Annotated in this window: 16 protein-coding genes; 7 read left to right on the top strand and 9 right to left on the bottom strand. The window is 61.1% G+C overall.

Annotated features, from left to right (window positions below; translation table 11 throughout):
* Nucleotides 1-45 precede the first annotated feature (45 nt).
* The 3 genes from AC07V0_RS04035 (at nt 46) to AC07V0_RS04025 (ending at nt 2,649) form a co-directional block, all read left to right on the top strand.
* A complete protein-coding gene (locus AC07V0_RS04035) occupies nt 46-516 on the top strand; it encodes a prepilin peptidase (protein WP_018928404.1) in 471 nt (156 codons plus the stop codon).
* A gap of 109 nt (nt 517-625) precedes the next feature.
* On the top strand, nt 626-1,429 hold the full coding sequence (locus AC07V0_RS04030) for a response regulator (RefSeq protein WP_495019539.1): 804 nt from the start codon (nt 626-628) through the stop codon (nt 1,427-1,429).
* Nucleotides 1,430-2,274: 845 nt separating this feature from the next.
* The gene (locus AC07V0_RS04025; RefSeq protein WP_495019405.1) at nt 2,275-2,649 is read left to right on the top strand and encodes a DUF6124 family protein; all 375 of its coding nucleotides are present in this window, start codon (nt 2,275-2,277) and stop codon (nt 2,647-2,649) included.
* Between the two features lie 57 nt (nt 2,650-2,706).
* On the opposite strand, the gene AC07V0_RS04020 is transcribed toward AC07V0_RS04025, so the two are convergent.
* The 5 genes from AC07V0_RS04020 to cpaB form a co-directional block, all read right to left on the bottom strand.
* Nucleotides 2,707-3,597 carry a type II secretion system F family protein gene (locus tag AC07V0_RS04020; RefSeq protein WP_064616076.1) on the bottom strand — a complete coding sequence of 297 codons (891 nt, stop codon included), beginning with the start codon at nt 3,595-3,597 and terminating at the stop codon, nt 2,707-2,709.
* Nucleotides 3,594-4,478 carry a type II secretion system F family protein gene (locus tag AC07V0_RS04015; protein ID WP_495019404.1) on the bottom strand — a complete coding sequence of 295 codons (885 nt, stop codon included), beginning with the start codon at nt 4,476-4,478 and terminating at the stop codon, nt 3,594-3,596. The genes AC07V0_RS04020 and AC07V0_RS04015 overlap by 4 nt, the downstream gene beginning before the upstream one ends.
* A gap of 10 nt (nt 4,479-4,488) precedes the next feature.
* Nucleotides 4,489-5,769: a TadA family conjugal transfer-associated ATPase gene (locus AC07V0_RS04010; RefSeq protein WP_495019403.1), complete on the bottom strand. Its 1,281-nt coding sequence runs from the start codon at nt 5,767-5,769 to the stop codon at nt 4,489-4,491.
* Nucleotides 5,766-6,971: a CpaE/TadZ family protein gene (locus AC07V0_RS04005; protein ID WP_495019402.1), complete on the bottom strand. Its 1,206-nt coding sequence runs from the start codon at nt 6,969-6,971 to the stop codon at nt 5,766-5,768. The genes AC07V0_RS04010 and AC07V0_RS04005 overlap by 4 nt, the downstream gene beginning before the upstream one ends.
* 86 nt (nt 6,972-7,057) lie before the next feature.
* Nucleotides 7,058-7,990 (bottom strand): Flp pilus assembly protein CpaB, encoded by a 933-nt coding sequence (gene cpaB / locus AC07V0_RS04000; protein WP_477759346.1) that lies wholly within the window; start codon nt 7,988-7,990, stop codon nt 7,058-7,060.
* Nucleotides 7,991-8,317: 327 nt separating this feature from the next.
* On the opposite strand from cpaB, the gene AC07V0_RS03995 reads away from it, so the two are divergent.
* Nucleotides 8,318-8,515, top strand: a complete 198-nt coding sequence (locus tag AC07V0_RS03995; protein WP_138866726.1) for a Flp family type IVb pilin — start codon at nt 8,318-8,320, stop codon at nt 8,513-8,515.
* 85 nt (nt 8,516-8,600) lie between these two features.
* A complete protein-coding gene (locus tag AC07V0_RS03990; protein ID WP_018928395.1) occupies nt 8,601-9,011 on the top strand; it encodes a response regulator in 411 nt (136 codons plus the stop codon).
* A 42-nt stretch (nt 9,012-9,053) separates the two neighbouring features.
* On the opposite strand, the gene AC07V0_RS03985 is transcribed toward AC07V0_RS03990, so the two are convergent.
* Both AC07V0_RS03985 and AC07V0_RS03980 read right to left on the bottom strand, forming a co-directional pair.
* Complete coding sequence (locus AC07V0_RS03985) at nt 9,054-9,908, bottom strand: MaoC family dehydratase (protein ID WP_495019401.1); 855 nt, start codon at nt 9,906-9,908, stop codon at nt 9,054-9,056.
* Nucleotides 9,909-9,910: 2 nt separating this feature from the next.
* Nucleotides 9,911-11,263, bottom strand: a complete 1,353-nt coding sequence (locus tag AC07V0_RS03980) for a 3-oxoacyl-ACP reductase (RefSeq protein ID WP_495019400.1) — start codon at nt 11,261-11,263, stop codon at nt 9,911-9,913.
* 192 nt (nt 11,264-11,455) lie between these two features.
* On the opposite strand from AC07V0_RS03980, the gene AC07V0_RS03975 reads away from it, so the two are divergent.
* Nucleotides 11,456-12,733: an acetyl-CoA C-acetyltransferase gene (locus AC07V0_RS03975; RefSeq protein WP_495019399.1), complete on the top strand. Its 1,278-nt coding sequence runs from the start codon at nt 11,456-11,458 to the stop codon at nt 12,731-12,733.
* Here the strand turns inward: AC07V0_RS03975 and AC07V0_RS03970 are convergent, their stop codons facing one another.
* Nucleotides 12,734-13,762 (bottom strand): bile acid:sodium symporter family protein, encoded by a 1,029-nt coding sequence (locus tag AC07V0_RS03970; protein WP_018928391.1) that lies wholly within the window; start codon nt 13,760-13,762, stop codon nt 12,734-12,736.
* An 84-nt stretch (nt 13,763-13,846) separates the two neighbouring features.
* Here AC07V0_RS03970 and AC07V0_RS03965 point away from each other — a divergent pair, with 84 nt between their 5' ends.
* Nucleotides 13,847-14,638 (top strand): AraC family transcriptional regulator, encoded by a 792-nt coding sequence (locus AC07V0_RS03965; protein ID WP_064616082.1) that lies wholly within the window; start codon nt 13,847-13,849, stop codon nt 14,636-14,638.
* Nucleotides 14,639-14,802: 164 nt separating this feature from the next.
* On the opposite strand, the gene AC07V0_RS03960 is transcribed toward AC07V0_RS03965, so the two are convergent.
* Nucleotides 14,803-15,531, bottom strand: a complete 729-nt coding sequence (locus AC07V0_RS03960) for a methyl-accepting chemotaxis protein (RefSeq protein ID WP_370694720.1) — start codon at nt 15,529-15,531, stop codon at nt 14,803-14,805.
* Nucleotides 15,532-15,551: the final 20 nt, after the last annotated feature.

The following is a 15,551-nucleotide window of genomic DNA, read 5'->3' as shown; positions in this document are numbered from 1 at the left end:
GTGTCAGCATAGAATCATTCAGCCAAAACGGACGTTTTTTACCGGATGCAGAGCCTTGTCCTACTCATCTGGCTGACGCTTTGCGCAGCACAGGATGCCCGAGAGCGCCACATCGCCAATGGCCTGACCGTCGGTGCAGGTGTGCTGGCGCTTATCTATCTGTTGTGGACAGGGACTACGTGGCTGGGGGCCGAGGCGGTGCAGGGCGGCTGGGCTTTGTTGTTGGCATTGGCCTTCACCTTGCCCGGTTATGCAGTGCGACGCATGGGGGCAGGCGACGTGAAGCTGATGGCGACGCTGGGCCTTGCGACGGACGGTACGCACCTGCTCGGCGGTTTCATCGGCGCCGGGGTGGCCAGTGTGCTCTGGCTGCTGCTGGCGCCAAGACTCTGGCTGCATATGGGGCAGAGGCTTAGAGCGCGTCTTCGTTACCTGGAGCCTGGCGCGTCAAAAAAGCAGCCCTTTGCGCCGTTCGTGCTGGTGGGTGTGCTGCTCACACTGGCCTGGATGCATTAATCGCAGGCGTCCCCTGTTCTATGTACATAGTTGGAAAGTGCGTCTACTTTCAAAATTGTTGTTGTACAGCCTGTGGTGTCGGTGCAGGAGCAGCCAAGCCAGACTTGGCATGGAGTGGCACGTGAACAAGCTTACCTCGGCAGTAAAAGTTCTTGTGGTTGATGATGAGCCGTTGATTGTCGAAGAGCTTTGCGAGTTCATCGAGCTCAATGGTTATCGCTGTGTGTCTTGTGTCTCCGGCCATCAGGCGATCGAGCGTTTCAGCGAAGACGTGAATATCGGCTTGGTGCTGTGTGATTTGCAGATGCCTGACATGGATGGCATCCAGCTTGTCCAGGCGCTGCAGCGGTTGTCCGGCAAGCATCGGGCATTTGAGGCGATCATGCTCACCGGGCATGCGAACAAGCAGGATGTGATCAAGGCTTTGCGTATCGGGTTCGCCGATTACTATCAGAAGCCGATTGATCTGGCTGAGTTGCTCGAAGGTTTGCAGCGTCAGGAGGTGGCCTTGCAGGAGCGGCAGAGAAATCTGCAGTTGGGGCATTTGAGTCAGAAGCTGCAGTATCTTTGTGAATCGATCGATGAGCTTTATCAGGATCTGGACAAGGTTCGTCGGGGGGCGTCTCCGGAACCTGTGTCAGGTTCAGTTGACGGTGTGGTCGGTGAACCGGAGCGGGTGGTGGGGATGCCGGCGGTGTTCAATCAGTTGTCGCCGCGGCAGTTGGAGGTGGCGCAGTTGGTGGGCAAGGGGCAGACCAATTATCAGATTGCCTGTGAGTTGGGGATTACCGAGAACACGGTGAAGCTTTATGTGTCGCAGGTGTTGCGGTTGACGCATATGCATAATCGTACGCAGGTGGCGTTGGCGTTGTCGCCCGGGAATGCCGGGGGGCGGCGGGTTTCTGCGCACTGATCTTGGCGGCCTTTGGGCCGACCAGGTTCTTGTTGATCGGGTACATATCCATTTCTGCGGTAACGGCCACTTAGGGTTCCGCTCTTACAGCGGGTCACTTTTGGCAAACGCCCCAAAAGTAACCAAAAGGTCACGCCCCGAACGTACGGCCCCTCGCTAAGGCTCGGGGTTCCTTCGCTCCGGTATTCATCTGGGGGCATCGCCCTACGGTTGGCTTCGCTTCAACCTACATGCGATGTGTTCGACTGCGTCGAACGGCGCTACGCGCCAATCCCCAGATGAACACCTCCACTCAGCCTCCCGAAGGGGCGGGTGAATCAAGATCAAAAGCGGCAGGCGAGCTAACGCTCGGCCTGTAGTTTGGCGGGTGTATGCCGCTCCCCTGTGAGCTGCCGAAGGCTGCGATCTTTTGATCCTGGCGGCCTGACAGCCGACCAATCTCTCCCAGACATACACCGACCCACTTGTAGGAGCGAGCGGTGCGGCGATCCGACTTGCCCGCGAAGACGGCCTTACAGGCAACGATGTTTATTGGTCGGTAAAAACGTCAGAACCTTCCCACATGTTTTTCAGGTTGCCCGTCGGAAGCGGCGTCTCTAGCCTTTGTCCGTCGCTGACAATTCAGCGACCGGGCGTCGCGGCTCGATTCTTGAGGCATAATCGCTCCACCGAACAACAACACTTTTTGGTGTCTGTCGTTTCGTGTCATGGCGACTGTGCGCGGGATACCTTCGGGTATGCCGAGCAAGCCTCAGGGGTCGGTCCGCGAACCCGCGTACAGCTGCCACCCCAAATTGCGTCGCGGCAATTTGGAAGTGGCTCCATTTCATCCCGGAGGTGTAATCATGTTCAAAGCCACACCGAATCCCCCTGAAACCGACGACGTTTCCCCCTACGAATCCCCCGATTCGAAAAAACTCAACGAAGCCGCCGAACGCGCGCTCGACCACTACCTCAAGCCACCACCCAAACAACCCGAAGGCCGCAAACCAAGCAGGATGTTTCAGGTCGCCCCGGACATGGACAACGAAAGCCTGCTCGCTCATGTCTGCGAGTCACTGGCCTCAGCCAGCGTCATGACCAGCGACATTGCTGCGTATGTCGACGCCCCACAGCGGCATACGCTCCTGGCGATTCAGCAGGTGATCATGCTGGCCGAGCTGGCGGTGAACCGGGTGCTGGATAACGTCGACGTACCAAAACCCGCGCCACACAGCTGACCCCTTGCAGGAGCGAGCCCCTCACCACGGGCTCGCTCCTGCAGGATCACCGGTCTTTCAAGAACCAAAAGCCCGCGCCAGCGCGGTGAAGCTCGGTCCGGCCAGCACGATCAGCAACGCCGGGAAGAGAAACAACATCATCACCACGGACATTTTCGCGGACATTTTGGAGATGTATTCCTGCAAGCGTGTCAGGCGTCGGTCATCGAGCAGCAGCTTGAGCGCCAGCAGTGATTTCATCGCGCCGCCGCCCTGGTGAATCAGTTGTTGAAGGATCACGCAGGTGTCGGTGAATTCGTCCACCGCGAGCAATTGGGTGGCCTTGTTCAGTTCTTCGCCCAGTTCCAGACCGGAATCGACCCGCGCCAGTATCAGGCGCAATTCGTGGGTCAGGGTCGGTAGCAGTTGTTTGCCTTCGACGCTCAATACTCGCAGTGACTGTTCCACCGCCATGCCGGATTCGAACAGGATGCGCAGCAGTGGAATGAAGGTTGATACCTCGATCGCCAGTTGTTTTTGCCGCTGCTGCGCGGCGGCGGCGAGCAAGCGTTTGGGCAGCAGGTAACCGAGGGCTGTGGCGAGGGTTGGAGTGATCCAGTGGTTGTTCACCTGCGGGAAGAACAGGCCCTGAATCAACAGGCACAGGGCCAACGCCAGCACCGGTGTGCCGATCTGGCAGGCGGCGAACAGCGAGCGTTGTCGGGCGCTGCGCCAGCCGAGGCGGTTGAGCAGGGTCTGGGTTTCGTTGTCCAGTTGGATCGAACGCTGACCGATGCGGCTGTCGCCCAGCAGTTGTAGCCAGTGACTGACGCGATGGTCGCTCAGCGGTTTGCCGTCCAGCCGTTGGGCTACCTGGCGTGCACGCCGGTGCTGGTCCAGCAGGCCACTGAGCAGCAACAGCGTGGCCGCCAGAAACAGCAGTGCGCTCAGCAGCAGGGCGATTTTCATACGCTTCGCAACATGCGCCACAGCGCCAGGCAGCCCACGACCTGCAAGCCGAACGCGGTCGCCAGCATCATTTGTCCCGAGCCGCTGTTCCACATGGCCAACAGGTATTTCGGATTGGACACCAAAAAGTAACCGGCAAGCCCCACAGGCATCAGCCCCAGCACCACGGCCGTGACGCGGGTTTCGCCGGTCATGGCGCGCAGTTGGCGCGCCGCCTGGTCTCGTTCGCGGATCATTTTGATCAGGTTTTCAAACAGCTCACTGGCATTGCCGCCGTAGCGGTGATTGACCTTCAGGCCCAGGGCGAACAGGCGAAACTCGTCTTTCTCATACAGCTCGGCGAGGTCCGAGATGGCGTCCGGCAGGCTGACGCCCAAGTGCACGTTGCGTTGAACCCGAGCCATGGCGTCTTTCAGTGGCGCTTCGGCGGCGTTGATGGCGCCCAGCACTGCATCGGCCAGGGTGCGTCCGGACTTCAGGCTGCGCACGGTGTGATCGAGCAACGTCGGCAGTTGTTCGATCATGCGCTTGAGCCGGCGCTGATAACGCCAGCTGATGTACAACCGCAGAGCGAGGGGCGGCACCAGTAGCAACATCAACAAACCGATCCAGCCCGCGAGGGCAAACCCCAGCAGGGCGCCCAAGGCCCAGAGCAGCAGCCACGACCCGATGCGCTCGGTGGGGCGCCCGAGGCCGGCGCGTAGAAAGGTCCGTTCCAGGCCAGACCAGGATGATTTCGCCACGGTCAGTTGCGGTTGCCCTTGGGCCAGGCGGGCGAGGGTTCGGTCGATGCCGGCCTGGCGCAGACTGTTGTAGAACAAACGGATCGACACCCCCAACAGCGTCAGGCAAAGCAGGATGAGCAGCGCCGGTTTGAGCATGCCGTGACCCTCAATGCGCCAAGGGAGAGAGTGCCGACTCGCGACGCAGTTTGTCGCCGGCGGGGTTGGCCGCCTCGCGCAGAAAACCGCGGCCGGTGTGTCGGTCGAAGCGGAACAGGGTGTTGGTCACGTAGACGTCGTCACGAATACCGACGACCTCCACCACTTCGCTGACGCAGCGGCGGCCATCGGGCAGGCGCGTGAGTTGGATCACTACGTCCAGCGCCGCGCAAATCATTTGCCGCAGGGTGCGTTCGGCGATGAGCCGCCCGGTCAGGCCCACCAGCGTCTCCAGGCGCAACAGTGCATCCTGGGCGTTGTTGGCGTGCACGGTGCTCATGGAGCCGTCGTGCCCGGTGTTCATGGCGGTGAGCACGTCGACCACTTCGACGCCGCGAATCTCGCCGAGGATGATCCGGTCCGGGCGCATCCGCAGCGCGTTGCGAATCAGGTCGCTGGCCTTCACTTCGCCGTGGCCTTCGGCATTCGGCGGCCGGGTTTCCAGGCGTACCACGTGAGGATGGCCGAGTTGCAGTTCGGCGACGTCTTCGATGGTGACCAGCCGTTCGTGAGGGGCGATCAATTGGCTGAGAATGTTCAGCAGCGTGGTCTTGCCGGTGCCGGTACCGCCGCTGACCAGGATGTTGCAACGCTTGCCCACAGCCTCCTGAATGAACTCGAAGATCGCCTGGTCGATGGTTTGCATCGCCATCAGGTCGGTGCTTTTGAGCATGTCCTTGCGAAATTTTCGAATCGACAGGCACGGGCCGTCGAGGGCAATCGGCGGGATGATCGCGTTGACCCGGCTGCCATCGGGCAGGCGCGCATCGACCATCGGCGAAGACTCATCGAGCCGTCGGCCCAGGGGCGCGAGAATCCGTTGCATGACCCGCTCGACGTGGTGGTCGTCGATGAACCGCAGGTCACTGAGGTGCAACACTCCCTCACGTTCGACGAACACCCGGTGCGGGCCGTTGACCAATATTTCGGTCACCGCCGAGTCGCGCAGCAGCACTTCCAGCGGACCGAAACCGGTGAGTTCGTCGACGATTTCTTCCGCCAGCCGTTCCATCTCGTAGCGGGAAATCGCCAGGTGCAGACGGGCGATGTATTCGGCGACTTTGTCGGTGACGAACTGCGACAGCATGGGCCGCGACCCTTCCAGCAGGTTTTTTCCGGACTCTTCGATGGCGTCGATGATGTAGCGGTGCAGCACCAGTTTCAGGCCTTCGTGGTCGGTATTGCCGGTCGGCCCGTGCGAAGGCGCGCCGAAGAGTTTTTCCCCGCTCATTGCACGCCCCTCAACCGGTTGAACCAGCCGGCCTTGGGCTTATCCGGGCTTTCGGAGCGTTTGGCCAGCTGTTCGCCGAGGGCGCGCAGGCTTTGGGTCAGGCCCTCGCGCGGGGCCAGCTCGAACAGGCTCAGCCCTTGATTCTTGGCGTTGAGTCGCACTTCCGGGCTGTAGGCAAACACCGCGATCACCTCCATGCCGAAAGTTTTGCCCAAGGTGTCGGAGTCCGGCGGGACGCTGCGCAGGTAGCGGTCCACCAGCAACCTGGCGTGGTCGAGCTTCAGGCCTTTTTCGCGCCAGCGGCTGAGCACCTCAAGGTTGCGTCGGCAGTCGAGCACGTTTTGATCGGTGTACCACAGCAACTTGTCGCAATGGCTGACGAAGGTGCGCAAGGCTTCGCTGTCCGACTGGCCGGTGAGGTTCACCACGATGTGCTGGAAATGTTGGCGCAAGGCACTGAGCAGCATGTACAGCTCGGCGGCGCTGGTCTGTTCGAGCGGTTCATCGTTGCTGGCGTAGGCGAGGATTCGCAGCCCGGCGTCGCAGGTGGTGAAGGCGCTGTCGATCAGCGTTTCGTCGAGGCGCCTGAGGTGGCGCAATGCATCGCCGAAATGAAACGAACTCTCCAACCCCAGCAAGGCCAGGCTGTCGCCACGGGGCAGCCCCAGATCCAGCAACAGCGTTTGCTGGCCGCTCTTTTGCACCACGTGCGCCAGGTGGTTGGCGAGCAACGCGCCGTCGCCATTGCCCTGCGCGCCGTAAAGTACGGTCAGGCCACCTTGTGGAATCTGTTGGGTGTTCGGCGCCACGGTCGGCAGGCGTTTACTCAGGCGTCGCACCAGGCCGGCGACTTCGCTGGACCGCGAGCCGTAAGAGACGAAATCCCGCGCACCGGCACGCATGGCGTTGAGCACCAGTTGGTTGTCCATGCCGTCGCCCAGGGCCACGATCGCCAGCATCGGTTTGGCTTCCAGGGCACCTTCGATCAACGCGCTCTGGGCCACCACATGCTCATGGTCCAGGCCCACGAACACCAGGCTGGCGAAGGTCACGTCCACCAGCGTCAGGAGCTCGTCGAGGTTGCCGCCCCCGGCGCTGATCACTCGACCCAAAGGGGCGAGCGCCCCTTGCAGCCACTCGAAGTCGGTGTTGTTGCGTGTGATCGCGAGGAAGGTCTGGCTCAGGTTCTGGCTTTGGCTCATTGCGATAATCCGCCGTGTTTATCGACGCGGCCGTTTTCGAGGAAGTGCGGCGTGAAACTTCTGCGCATGGAGAGTCCTCGCTCGATTCAGGGCGTTTGTTGGGTGACGGCATTGCCGCGAATGACTTCCACGCTCGGCTTGCGAGGTGCTGCGCCTCTGGGGGCGGGGGATTGTGGAGTGCCGGCCAGGGCCAGTTGACTGAACTGCACCAGCTCGCGGTTGGCGTTGGCCAGGCTCGCCGATGAGTCACCACGGCCGGCCCAGTATTGGCTCAGGCGTTGTTCTTCGGCGCTGCGCACAGCCAGACGCAAAACCCCGACCTGTGCCGCGAGCATCAGGCGGCTCAAGAGGGATTCAGGGACGGCGAGCAACACGGTGCGGGCGCTGGTGCGCAGTTGTTCCTGCTTGAGTTTCTCTTCATGGCTGAGTGCCGGGTTGGCAGGCTTGCCATCATTCGTCAGCCCCAACTGCTCGCCGACCCCGAGTACGCGCAACGCCGGGACCACGACCTGGGCCGACTGCTGGAGGTTGTTGGTGTCCATGCGCAGAAACAGCAGCACATCGACATAATCGCCGGGGCTCAATTGGCCGCCGACATTGATCACATCATCCGCCGCCACGGCGAGGGCGCGTTCATCGGCGCGGATCATCCGCGCCAGCGTACCGCCGGCTTCGAAACTCTGATCATTGAGCCAACTGCCGGCGGTGAGCGCGCGCCAGGGTGTACGGCCAATGGCTTGTTCGAGACGGGTCAGGCAGCCCACCGGGGCGGTACGCAGTTTTTCCAGGGTCACGTCGGCGGCGGTGATCTGCTCGAACGGTGCGATATCACGCAGCAGCACCACCACCGGTTGGCGGGTCGGGTCGTCCACCGAGACCTGTATCGAGGGCGTTGATGTGCCGATTTGCGCGACAGGCTCGGGGGCCGGTTGGCGACTCAGCGCCAGCCCCCAGTAACCGGCAATGATGGCGCCTGCCAGAAACAGCCCGGCCAGGCCCAGGGTGACGCGGCTGTTCATGAAGGCTCTCCCCCTTTCCTGCGGCGTAACGCCCCCAAGCCTTCTAACGAGATGACTTCGTAATCAGGCAGTTATGAACGTGGGACTGTTTCGCTATTTGACGGTAGCGCAGGTAAAGCAAAATGCCATCACTGAGCGGTAAATATCTGACAAAAGTAACGGGCTGATGCCCAAAGTACTGTTTTGTGACGTTAATCAACCGGTTACTGCTTAAGTATTAATGCGTTCTTACAGTTGTTGGGCATGGGTTTGCCGACAATGCTGATGCTGGCATATGGGAATCATGTTGCGGCAGTGCAACAACCGCTGTCATTCAGGAGACGCGTCATGTCCTTCTCTAAAACGGTTCAGAAGATCAAATCCCACATCGCTTTTTACAAAGACCTTGCCAAAGACACCGAAGGCGCTTCGGGCATCGAGTACGCAATCATTGCAGGCATGGTGGCCGTGGTGCTGGCAACGTTTGTGGCACCCATCTCCACGGCGGTCACCGCAATGTTCAACACGATTTCAGCCGCGCTTTGATTTGAAGACTGGCAATGGGCAGTCATTTGCCAATCCTGCAAAGGGCTTCTAACGTCAAGGCTTAGTCCATTGCAGGTGTTGCCCCATGAACGCTCCAGCCCTCCCTCGGCAACAGCTTCTTCTGGTCGATGATGAGGAGGATGCGTTACTGGAACTGGCGGAGTTGCTGGAGGGCGAGGGTTTTACTTGTTTTACGGCAACGTCGGTCAAGCTCGCCCTGCATCATTTGACTCGTCATCCTGATATTGCGCTGGTGATTACTGATTTGCGGATGCCGGAGGAAAGCGGCATATCGTTGATCAAGCGTCTGCGTGAGCACACGGCTCGTCAGCATTTGCCGGTGATTGTGACGTCGGGGCATGCGGATATGGAGGATGTGAGTGACATGTTGCGGTTGCAGGTGCTGGATCTGTTTCGCAAGCCGATCTATCACGTGCGGTTGTTGGATACGTTGAATAATTTGTTTCCGCAGCCTCGGGGTTTGCTGAGTTCCTGAGCGTACTGTGGCGAGGGGGAAAGCCCCCCTCACCACAATCCATCAGGCAACCGGCCGCCACTGCCCCACCATATGCTCGATCTCCCCGGCCCCCATTAACTGGAAGTCCCCACTGGACCCCGCCGCGCTGGACATCAGCGTCACTTCGCTGGGCAAACGCACCGGTTTTCTGAACTGCACCGCAATCTCGACGTTGGCCGTCGGTAGATGATCGCTCAGGGCAGCCAGGGTGCGCGCCTTGTTCCACAGGCCATGGGCGATGGCGCTGGGAAAGCCGAAGAGTCTGGCGCTGATCGCGCTCAGGTGAATCGGGTTGTAGTCTCCAGACACTTTGGCGTACCGGCGACCAATGTCCGCCGGTGCTTTCCAGTGGGCCACTTCGGTCAGCGACAAGGTCGTTGCAAACGCTTGCTCGACAGGCTCGCCTGCCAGTTTGACCCCGCGACAGAGCATCTGGCTTTCGGCTTCCCACAGCAGCCCCAATTGGTCGTCGAGCGTCGTCACTAACTCGAAGGTCGCGCCCTTGGCATGGGGTTGCAGGTTCTGCACCTTCACGCTGACCCGCACGCGGCTCACGCCGCCCATGGGGCGCATGACTCGAATGCGATTGCTCAAGTGAATCAGCCCCAGCAGCGGGAAGGGAAACGCCTTGGCGGTGAGCAGTTGCATCTGCAAGGCAAACGCCAGGATGTGCGGATACGTCGGTGGCAGCAGCCCGTTGTCGGCGAAACCACACACTTTGCGATAAGCCTCCAGGCGTTTCGTATCGACGTTGACCCAACAGTGATAACCCAGCTCAGGCAGTGCGGTGCCAGTGATTTTGCGTCGCGTCGCCGCTCTCAAATACAGCGTCTGCAGGCCCGGTTCGCTATTGAGTGTGTGCCAGTCGGTGGTCATGGTCAGGCTCCCAACACGCTTTGCCCGCACACGCGCAGCGCTTGCCCGGTAAACGCTCCGGTGCCTGGTTGTGCCATCCAGGCCACGGCTTCGGCGACGTCTTGCGGCAGGCCGCCCTGGCCCAACGAACTCAAGCGCCGCCCGGCTTCGCGTACGCCGAAGGGCAGGTGCGCGGTCATCTGGGTTTCGATAAACCCTGGCGCCACCGCGTTGATGCTGATGCCGCGCCCTGCCAGCAGTGGCGCCCAGGCCTGGGCCAGGCCAATCAGCCCGGCCTTGCTCGCGGCGTAATTGGTTTGCCCGCGATTGCCGGCGATGCCGCTGATGGACGCCAACAGGATCACTCGGCCGTCGTCGCGCAGGGTGCCGCTGTCGAGCAGCGCCTTGGTCAGCACTTGCGGTGCGTTGAGGTTGACCGCCAGCACCGCGTCCCAGAATTCCGGGGTCATGTTGGCCAGGGTTTTATCCCGGGTGATGCCCGCGTTGTGCACCACGATGTCGACGCCGTCCGGCAAGTGTTCGATCAGTTGCGTGGCGGCGTTTTCGGCGCAGATGTCCAGGGTGATGCTGCGTCCGCCGAGGCGCGCGGCCAGGGCGTCGAGATCGGTTTTGGCCGGCGCCACGTCGAGCAGGATCACCTCGGCGCCGTCCCGGGCCAGGGTTTCGGCGATCGAGGCGCCGATGCCCCGGGCTGCCCCGGTTACCAGTGCCTTGCGCCCTGACAAGGGGCGTGTCCAGTCCATCACCTGCGTCGCACACGCCTTCAAACGTATGACTTGTCCGGAAATGAACGCACTTTTGGGCGAGAGGAAAAACCGCAACGGGCCTTCGAGTTGATCTTCGGCCCCTTCGCCGACATAGATCAGCTGCAAGGTGCCGCCGTTGCGCAGTTCCTTGGCCAGCGAACGGCTGAACCCTTCCAGCGCCCGTTGGGTGCTGGCGGCGAACGGGTCGCTCAAGGTCTCTGGCGCGCGACCGAGAATCACCAGGTGCGCATGGTGATCGAGATTTTTCATCAGTGGTTGGAAGAATTCGCGCAGCTGTTTCAACTGATCGACCTGCACCAGGTCACTGGCGTCGAACACCACGGCTTTGAGTTTCTGGCCGTGGCCGGGAATCCACGCGGTGGCCAGGGTCGGGTCGGTGCAGTAGCTGTAAATCGTGTCGGTCAAGCGGTTGGCGAGGGTGCTGATTTTTTCCGTCAGCGGGCCACCGCCAATCAACAGCGCCCCCTCGACAGGCCGCAATCGGCCTGCTTGCCAGCGTTCCAGCCGTACCGGCGACGGTAGACCCAGGGCAGCGACCACACGATGGCCGATGGACGAATTGGCGAAGTCGATATAGCGGTCAGACATGAATCACGCTCCAGAAGCCGGGGTTAAAAGTGTGGACCAGGAATGGCAATTAGTCGTTCGATCCACGAGATAAGGCCTACGCTTGAACATTGCAGGTTGGTTTGAGCTTGGGTTTAGCGGGTCTTTCAGGAATTGCAGCCCGCTCCCACAGGGATGTGTGTTCACCATTGACTATCAGAAGGAGCTTTTTTCATGACTCAGCTGCGTCGCGTCGCGATTATCGGTGGTAACCGTATTCCTTTTGCCCGTTCCAACGGGCCGTACGCCACTGCCAGTAACCAGGCGATGTTCACCGCAGCGCTGGAAGGCCTGATCGAGCGCTATAACCTGCACGGTGTGCGCATGGGCGAAGTGGCCGCCGGGGCCTTGCTCAAGTATTTGCGCGACTACGGCCTGACCCGTGAATGCGTATTGGGCTCGCGGTTGTCGCCGACGACGCCGGCCTACGACATCCAGCAGGCCTGCGGTACGGGGCTGGAGGCGACGTTGTTGGTGGTGAACAAAATCGCCCTGGGGCAGATTGAATGTGGCATTGCCGGTGGTGTCGACACGGCCTCGGACGTGCCGATCGGCGTCAACGAAGACTTGCGCAAGATTCTCTTGCAAGCCAACCGTGCCAAAAGCACCGCTGACAAACTGAAAACCTTCCTGCAGTTGCGTCCCCGACACCTGATCCCGGACTTTCCAAGTATCGGCGAGCCGCGCACCGGCCGGTCGATGGGCGAACACTGTGAATTGATGGCCCAGACCTGGGGCATCCCGCGTGACGAGCAGGATCGGCTGACCCTCGAAAGCCATCAGAAACTGGCGGCGTCCTACGCCGAAGGCTGGCACAACGATCTGATGACGCCGTTCCTCGGCCTGACCCGGGACAACAACCTGCGCCCGGAGCTGACCCTGGAAAAACTCGCCTCACTGAAACCGGCCTTCGAGAAAAGTGCCAAGGGCACCCTGACCGCGGGCAACTCCACGCCACTCACCGATGGTGCGTCGGTGGTGCTGTTGGGCAGCGAGGAATGGGCGAAGGAGCGCGGTTTGCCGGTGCTTGCCTATTGGCGCGATGGCGAGGCGGCGGCGGTGGATTTCGTCAACGGTGCCGAAGGGCTGCTGATGGCGCCGGTGTATGCGGTGCCGCGATTGCTGGCGCGCAACGGCCTGACCTTGCAGGATTTCGATTACTACGAAATCCACGAAGCGTTTGCCGCGCAGGTGCTGTGCACGTTGAAGGCCTGGGAAGATCCGGAGTACTGCAAAACCCGTCTCGGCCTCGACGCGCCGCTGGGTTCCATCGACCGCAGTCGCCTCAACGTCAAAGGCAGTTCACTGGCCGTCGGGCATCCGTTTGCCGCCACCGGTGCGCGCATCGTCGCCAACCTGGCGAAGCTGCTGGACGCGGCGGGCAAGGGCCGAGGGTTGATCTCGATCTGCGCCGCCGGCGGTCAGGGCGTGACGGCGATTATCGAGCGCTGATTATTGAGGGCTGAGCACTGCGGCGTTTTGCTGCGCGGCCAGTTGCCGGTTGCGGTTGGCGTAACCCTCGGCCATCACCGAGCACACGATCAGCTGCAACGGGTGGTAGATCATGATTGGCAGCAGGATCAACCCAAGGCCGGGGTTGGCACCAAAGATCAACGCCGCCATCGGTGCTCCGGCCGCCAGGGATTTTTTGCTGGCGCAGAACACCGCGGCGATCTCGTCGGCGGGGCTGAACTTCAGCGCGTGGGCGGTGCGGGTGGTCATCCACAGGATGATCGCCAGCAGAATCGCGCTGCCAATCAACGCCGTGAGAATCACGCTGTTGCCCTGTTGCTGCCACATCCCCGAGACCATCGAGTTGCAGAACGCCGAGTACACCAGCAGCAGGATCACCAGCTTGTCGGCGATGTTGGTGTAGCGCTTGTGCCGAGCGAAAAACCTGCCCAGCCATGGCCGCAGCAATTGCCCGAGTACCAGCGGCAACAACAGCATTGCGCACAGGTCGAGCAGGGTTGAACCCAGGTCGATGCCGCCAGCGCCGCTGCCGACCACGAAACTCACCAGCAACGGTGTCAGGAAAATCCCCAGCACACTGGACAGGCTCGCGTTGAGAATCGCCGCCGGTACGTTGCCGCCCGCGCTGCCGGTGAGGGCCACGGATGAGGAAATGGTCGAGGGCAGGGCGCAGAGGTAGAGGAAACCAAGCATCAACAACGATGGAATGTGTGAGCCCAGCAGTGTGTCGCTCAGCAGCCAGATCAACGGAAACACCGCAAAGGTGAAGACTTGAACCATCACGTGCAGCTTCCAGTTTTTCAGCCCGTGGCGGATCTGCTCGCTGGAGAGGTTGACCCCGTGCAGGAAGAACACCAGGAACACGCCGATGTTGATTACATACTCAGCGTGCATCCCGCCGCCGGTAGCGCCGAAGGTCGGGAAGAAATACGCCAGCAGCGTGGCGATCAGCATGCCGCACAAGAACCAGTCGGTGACCACGCGTTTAAGGTGTTTGAAGGCATGCATAACCGGCACCGAATCCATTTGTAAGAATTGATGACTTAGCCTAACGTCGGCCCTATCAGCCGTCTTGCGACATAAGGCCAATCAATGCCGACTAACGGACAACTTACCCTCGAGCGGACCATCCCGGCGCTGACGGTGTTGCCGCGTCCGTTGTATGCGCGGGCGGAAAGCCTGAACGCCGGTTCGTGGACGCCGCCTCATCGTCATGATTGGGTGCAGTTTTCCTACGCCATCAGCGGTGTTCTCGGCGTGCACACCGCCGAGGGCAGTTTCTTTGCGCCGCCGCAGTGGGGCATCTGGATTCCGGCGGATCTCGAGCATCAGGTCGTGACCTCGATGCGTGCTGAAATGCGCAGCCTGTATGTGCGCCGCGAGGACTGCCAATGGGCGGACGGGCGTTGCCGGGTGCTGGAAGTCACGCCCTTGGCCCGGGAGCTGATCAAGCGCTTTTGCCAGTTGCCGGTGGAGTATCCACAGGGCGACAGTCAGGAGGCGCGATTGGTGGGCGTGCTGCTCGATCAGTTGGCGAGTCTGCCGGAGGTGGGGTTTTCCTTGCCGCTGCCCCGGCATGAGCGACTGCTGGGTTTGTGCAACGAACTGATCGAAAGTCCCGAGTGCTCGGTGACCTTGCAGGAATGGGCCGAGCGTTTGGGCATGTCGGAGAAAACCCTGATGCGGCTGTTTCAGCGCGAGACCGGGTTGAGCTTCCGCAGTTGGCGGCAGCGCATGCGGCTGCTGTCGTCGTTGAGTTTGCTGGAGGAGGGGGACAGCGTGACCAATGCCGCGCTGTCTTGCGGGTATGACTCGACATCGGCGTTTATTGCGGCGTTCAAGGGGTTGTTCGGGTTTACCCCTGGTGAGTTGTTCAAGCAGTAATTGTGGCGAGGGAGCTTGCTCCCGCTGGAGCGCGAAGCGGTCCCAATTCAGCCAACGCGGTGCATTAGATATTCCGCGTTTGCCGGTTTACGACTGCTTCGCAGCCGAGCGGGAGCAAGCTCCCTCGCCACAGGTATCGGTTTCGACCAGTTGGATCAGTGACTTCAGGTCCTGAAGCGGCGAACCAACCCGTCCAGCTCATTCGACAAGCCTGCCAGGCTCTGAGAATCCAGCCGCGCCGAGTTTGCCAATTCCGCCACCAACTGCGCATCGCCATGAATCTGGCTGATATGCCGATTGATGTCCTCGGCCACCTGATGCTGTTCCTCAGCCGCCGTGGCGATTTGAGTATTCATGTCACGAATCACATCCACCGACTCACGGATCTGCCCAAAGCTGCTGCGCGCTTCACCGATGCGGGTCACCGATTGCTGAGACACCTCCAGGCTCGCGTGCATCTGTTGCGTCACCTGACTGGTGCGCTTGGCCAGGTTGCCCAGCAGGCCGTCGATTTCCGCCGTGGAATCGGCAGTTCGTTTGGCCAGGGCGCGAACTTCATCCGCCACCACCGCAAAGCCACGACCCTGTTCACCGGCCCGGGCTGCTTCGATGGCCGCGTTCAGGGCCAACAAGTTGGTCTGTTCGGCGATGGAACGGATGGTCCCGAGGATCGACTGAATGTCGTTGCTGTCGCGCTCAAGCTGTTGCATCGATTGCGCCGACTGTTCGATTTCCTGGCTCAAGCGATCGACACTGCTCACCGCGGCATCGATCTGCTGCTGGCCTTCACGGGCCTGGCGCTGACCGCTGTCGGCCGACTCGGCGGCCTGGCTGCAAGAGCGCGCGACTTCGTTGGCGGTGGCGACCATTTCGTGGAACGCCGTGGACACCATGTCCACCGCTTCACGCTGAC

The sequence above is a fragment of the Pseudomonas sp. GW821-FHT01E10 genome (genome assembly GCF_059422365.1).
The sequence above is the reverse complement of the archived record's forward strand: the minus strand, read 5'-3'. Positions and strand labels throughout refer to the sequence as shown.

Excerpts from the sequence above, each read along its gene's own strand:
- AC07V0_RS04025 (WP_495019405.1), top strand. The coding sequence starts at position 2,275 with ATGTTCAAAGCCACACCGAATCCCCCTGAAACCGACGACGTTTCCCCC.
- AC07V0_RS03990 (WP_018928395.1), top strand. The coding sequence starts at position 8,601 with ATGAACGCTCCAGCCCTCCCTCGGCAACAGCTTCTTCTGGTCGATGAT.
- AC07V0_RS04005 (WP_495019402.1), bottom strand. The coding sequence starts at position 6,971 with ATGAGCCAAAGCCAGAACCTGAGCCAGACCTTCCTCGCGATCACACGC.
- cpaB (WP_477759346.1), bottom strand. The coding sequence starts at position 7,990 with ATGAACAGCCGCGTCACCCTGGGCCTGGCCGGGCTGTTTCTGGCAGGC.
- AC07V0_RS03965 (WP_064616082.1), top strand. The coding sequence starts at position 13,847 with ATGCCGACTAACGGACAACTTACCCTCGAGCGGACCATCCCGGCGCTG.
- AC07V0_RS04035 (WP_018928404.1), top strand. The coding sequence starts at position 46 with ATGCAGAGCCTTGTCCTACTCATCTGGCTGACGCTTTGCGCAGCACAG.
- AC07V0_RS04010 (WP_495019403.1), bottom strand. The coding sequence starts at position 5,769 with ATGAGCGGGGAAAAACTCTTCGGCGCGCCTTCGCACGGGCCGACCGGC.
- AC07V0_RS03960 (WP_370694720.1), bottom strand. The coding sequence starts at position 15,531 with ATGGTGTCCACGGCGTTCCACGAAATGGTCGCCACCGCCAACGAAGTC.
- AC07V0_RS03980 (WP_495019400.1), bottom strand. The coding sequence starts at position 11,263 with ATGTCTGACCGCTATATCGACTTCGCCAATTCGTCCATCGGCCATCGT.
- AC07V0_RS03975 (WP_495019399.1), top strand. The coding sequence starts at position 11,456 with ATGACTCAGCTGCGTCGCGTCGCGATTATCGGTGGTAACCGTATTCCT.
- AC07V0_RS03995 (WP_138866726.1), top strand. The coding sequence starts at position 8,318 with ATGTCCTTCTCTAAAACGGTTCAGAAGATCAAATCCCACATCGCTTTT.
- AC07V0_RS03970 (WP_018928391.1), bottom strand. The coding sequence starts at position 13,762 with ATGCATGCCTTCAAACACCTTAAACGCGTGGTCACCGACTGGTTCTTG.
- AC07V0_RS04015 (WP_495019404.1), bottom strand. The coding sequence starts at position 4,478 with ATGCTCAAACCGGCGCTGCTCATCCTGCTTTGCCTGACGCTGTTGGGG.
- AC07V0_RS04030 (WP_495019539.1), top strand. The coding sequence starts at position 626 with ATGGAGTGGCACGTGAACAAGCTTACCTCGGCAGTAAAAGTTCTTGTG.
- AC07V0_RS04020 (WP_064616076.1), bottom strand. The coding sequence starts at position 3,597 with ATGAAAATCGCCCTGCTGCTGAGCGCACTGCTGTTTCTGGCGGCCACG.
- AC07V0_RS03985 (WP_495019401.1), bottom strand. The coding sequence starts at position 9,908 with ATGACCACCGACTGGCACACACTCAATAGCGAACCGGGCCTGCAGACG.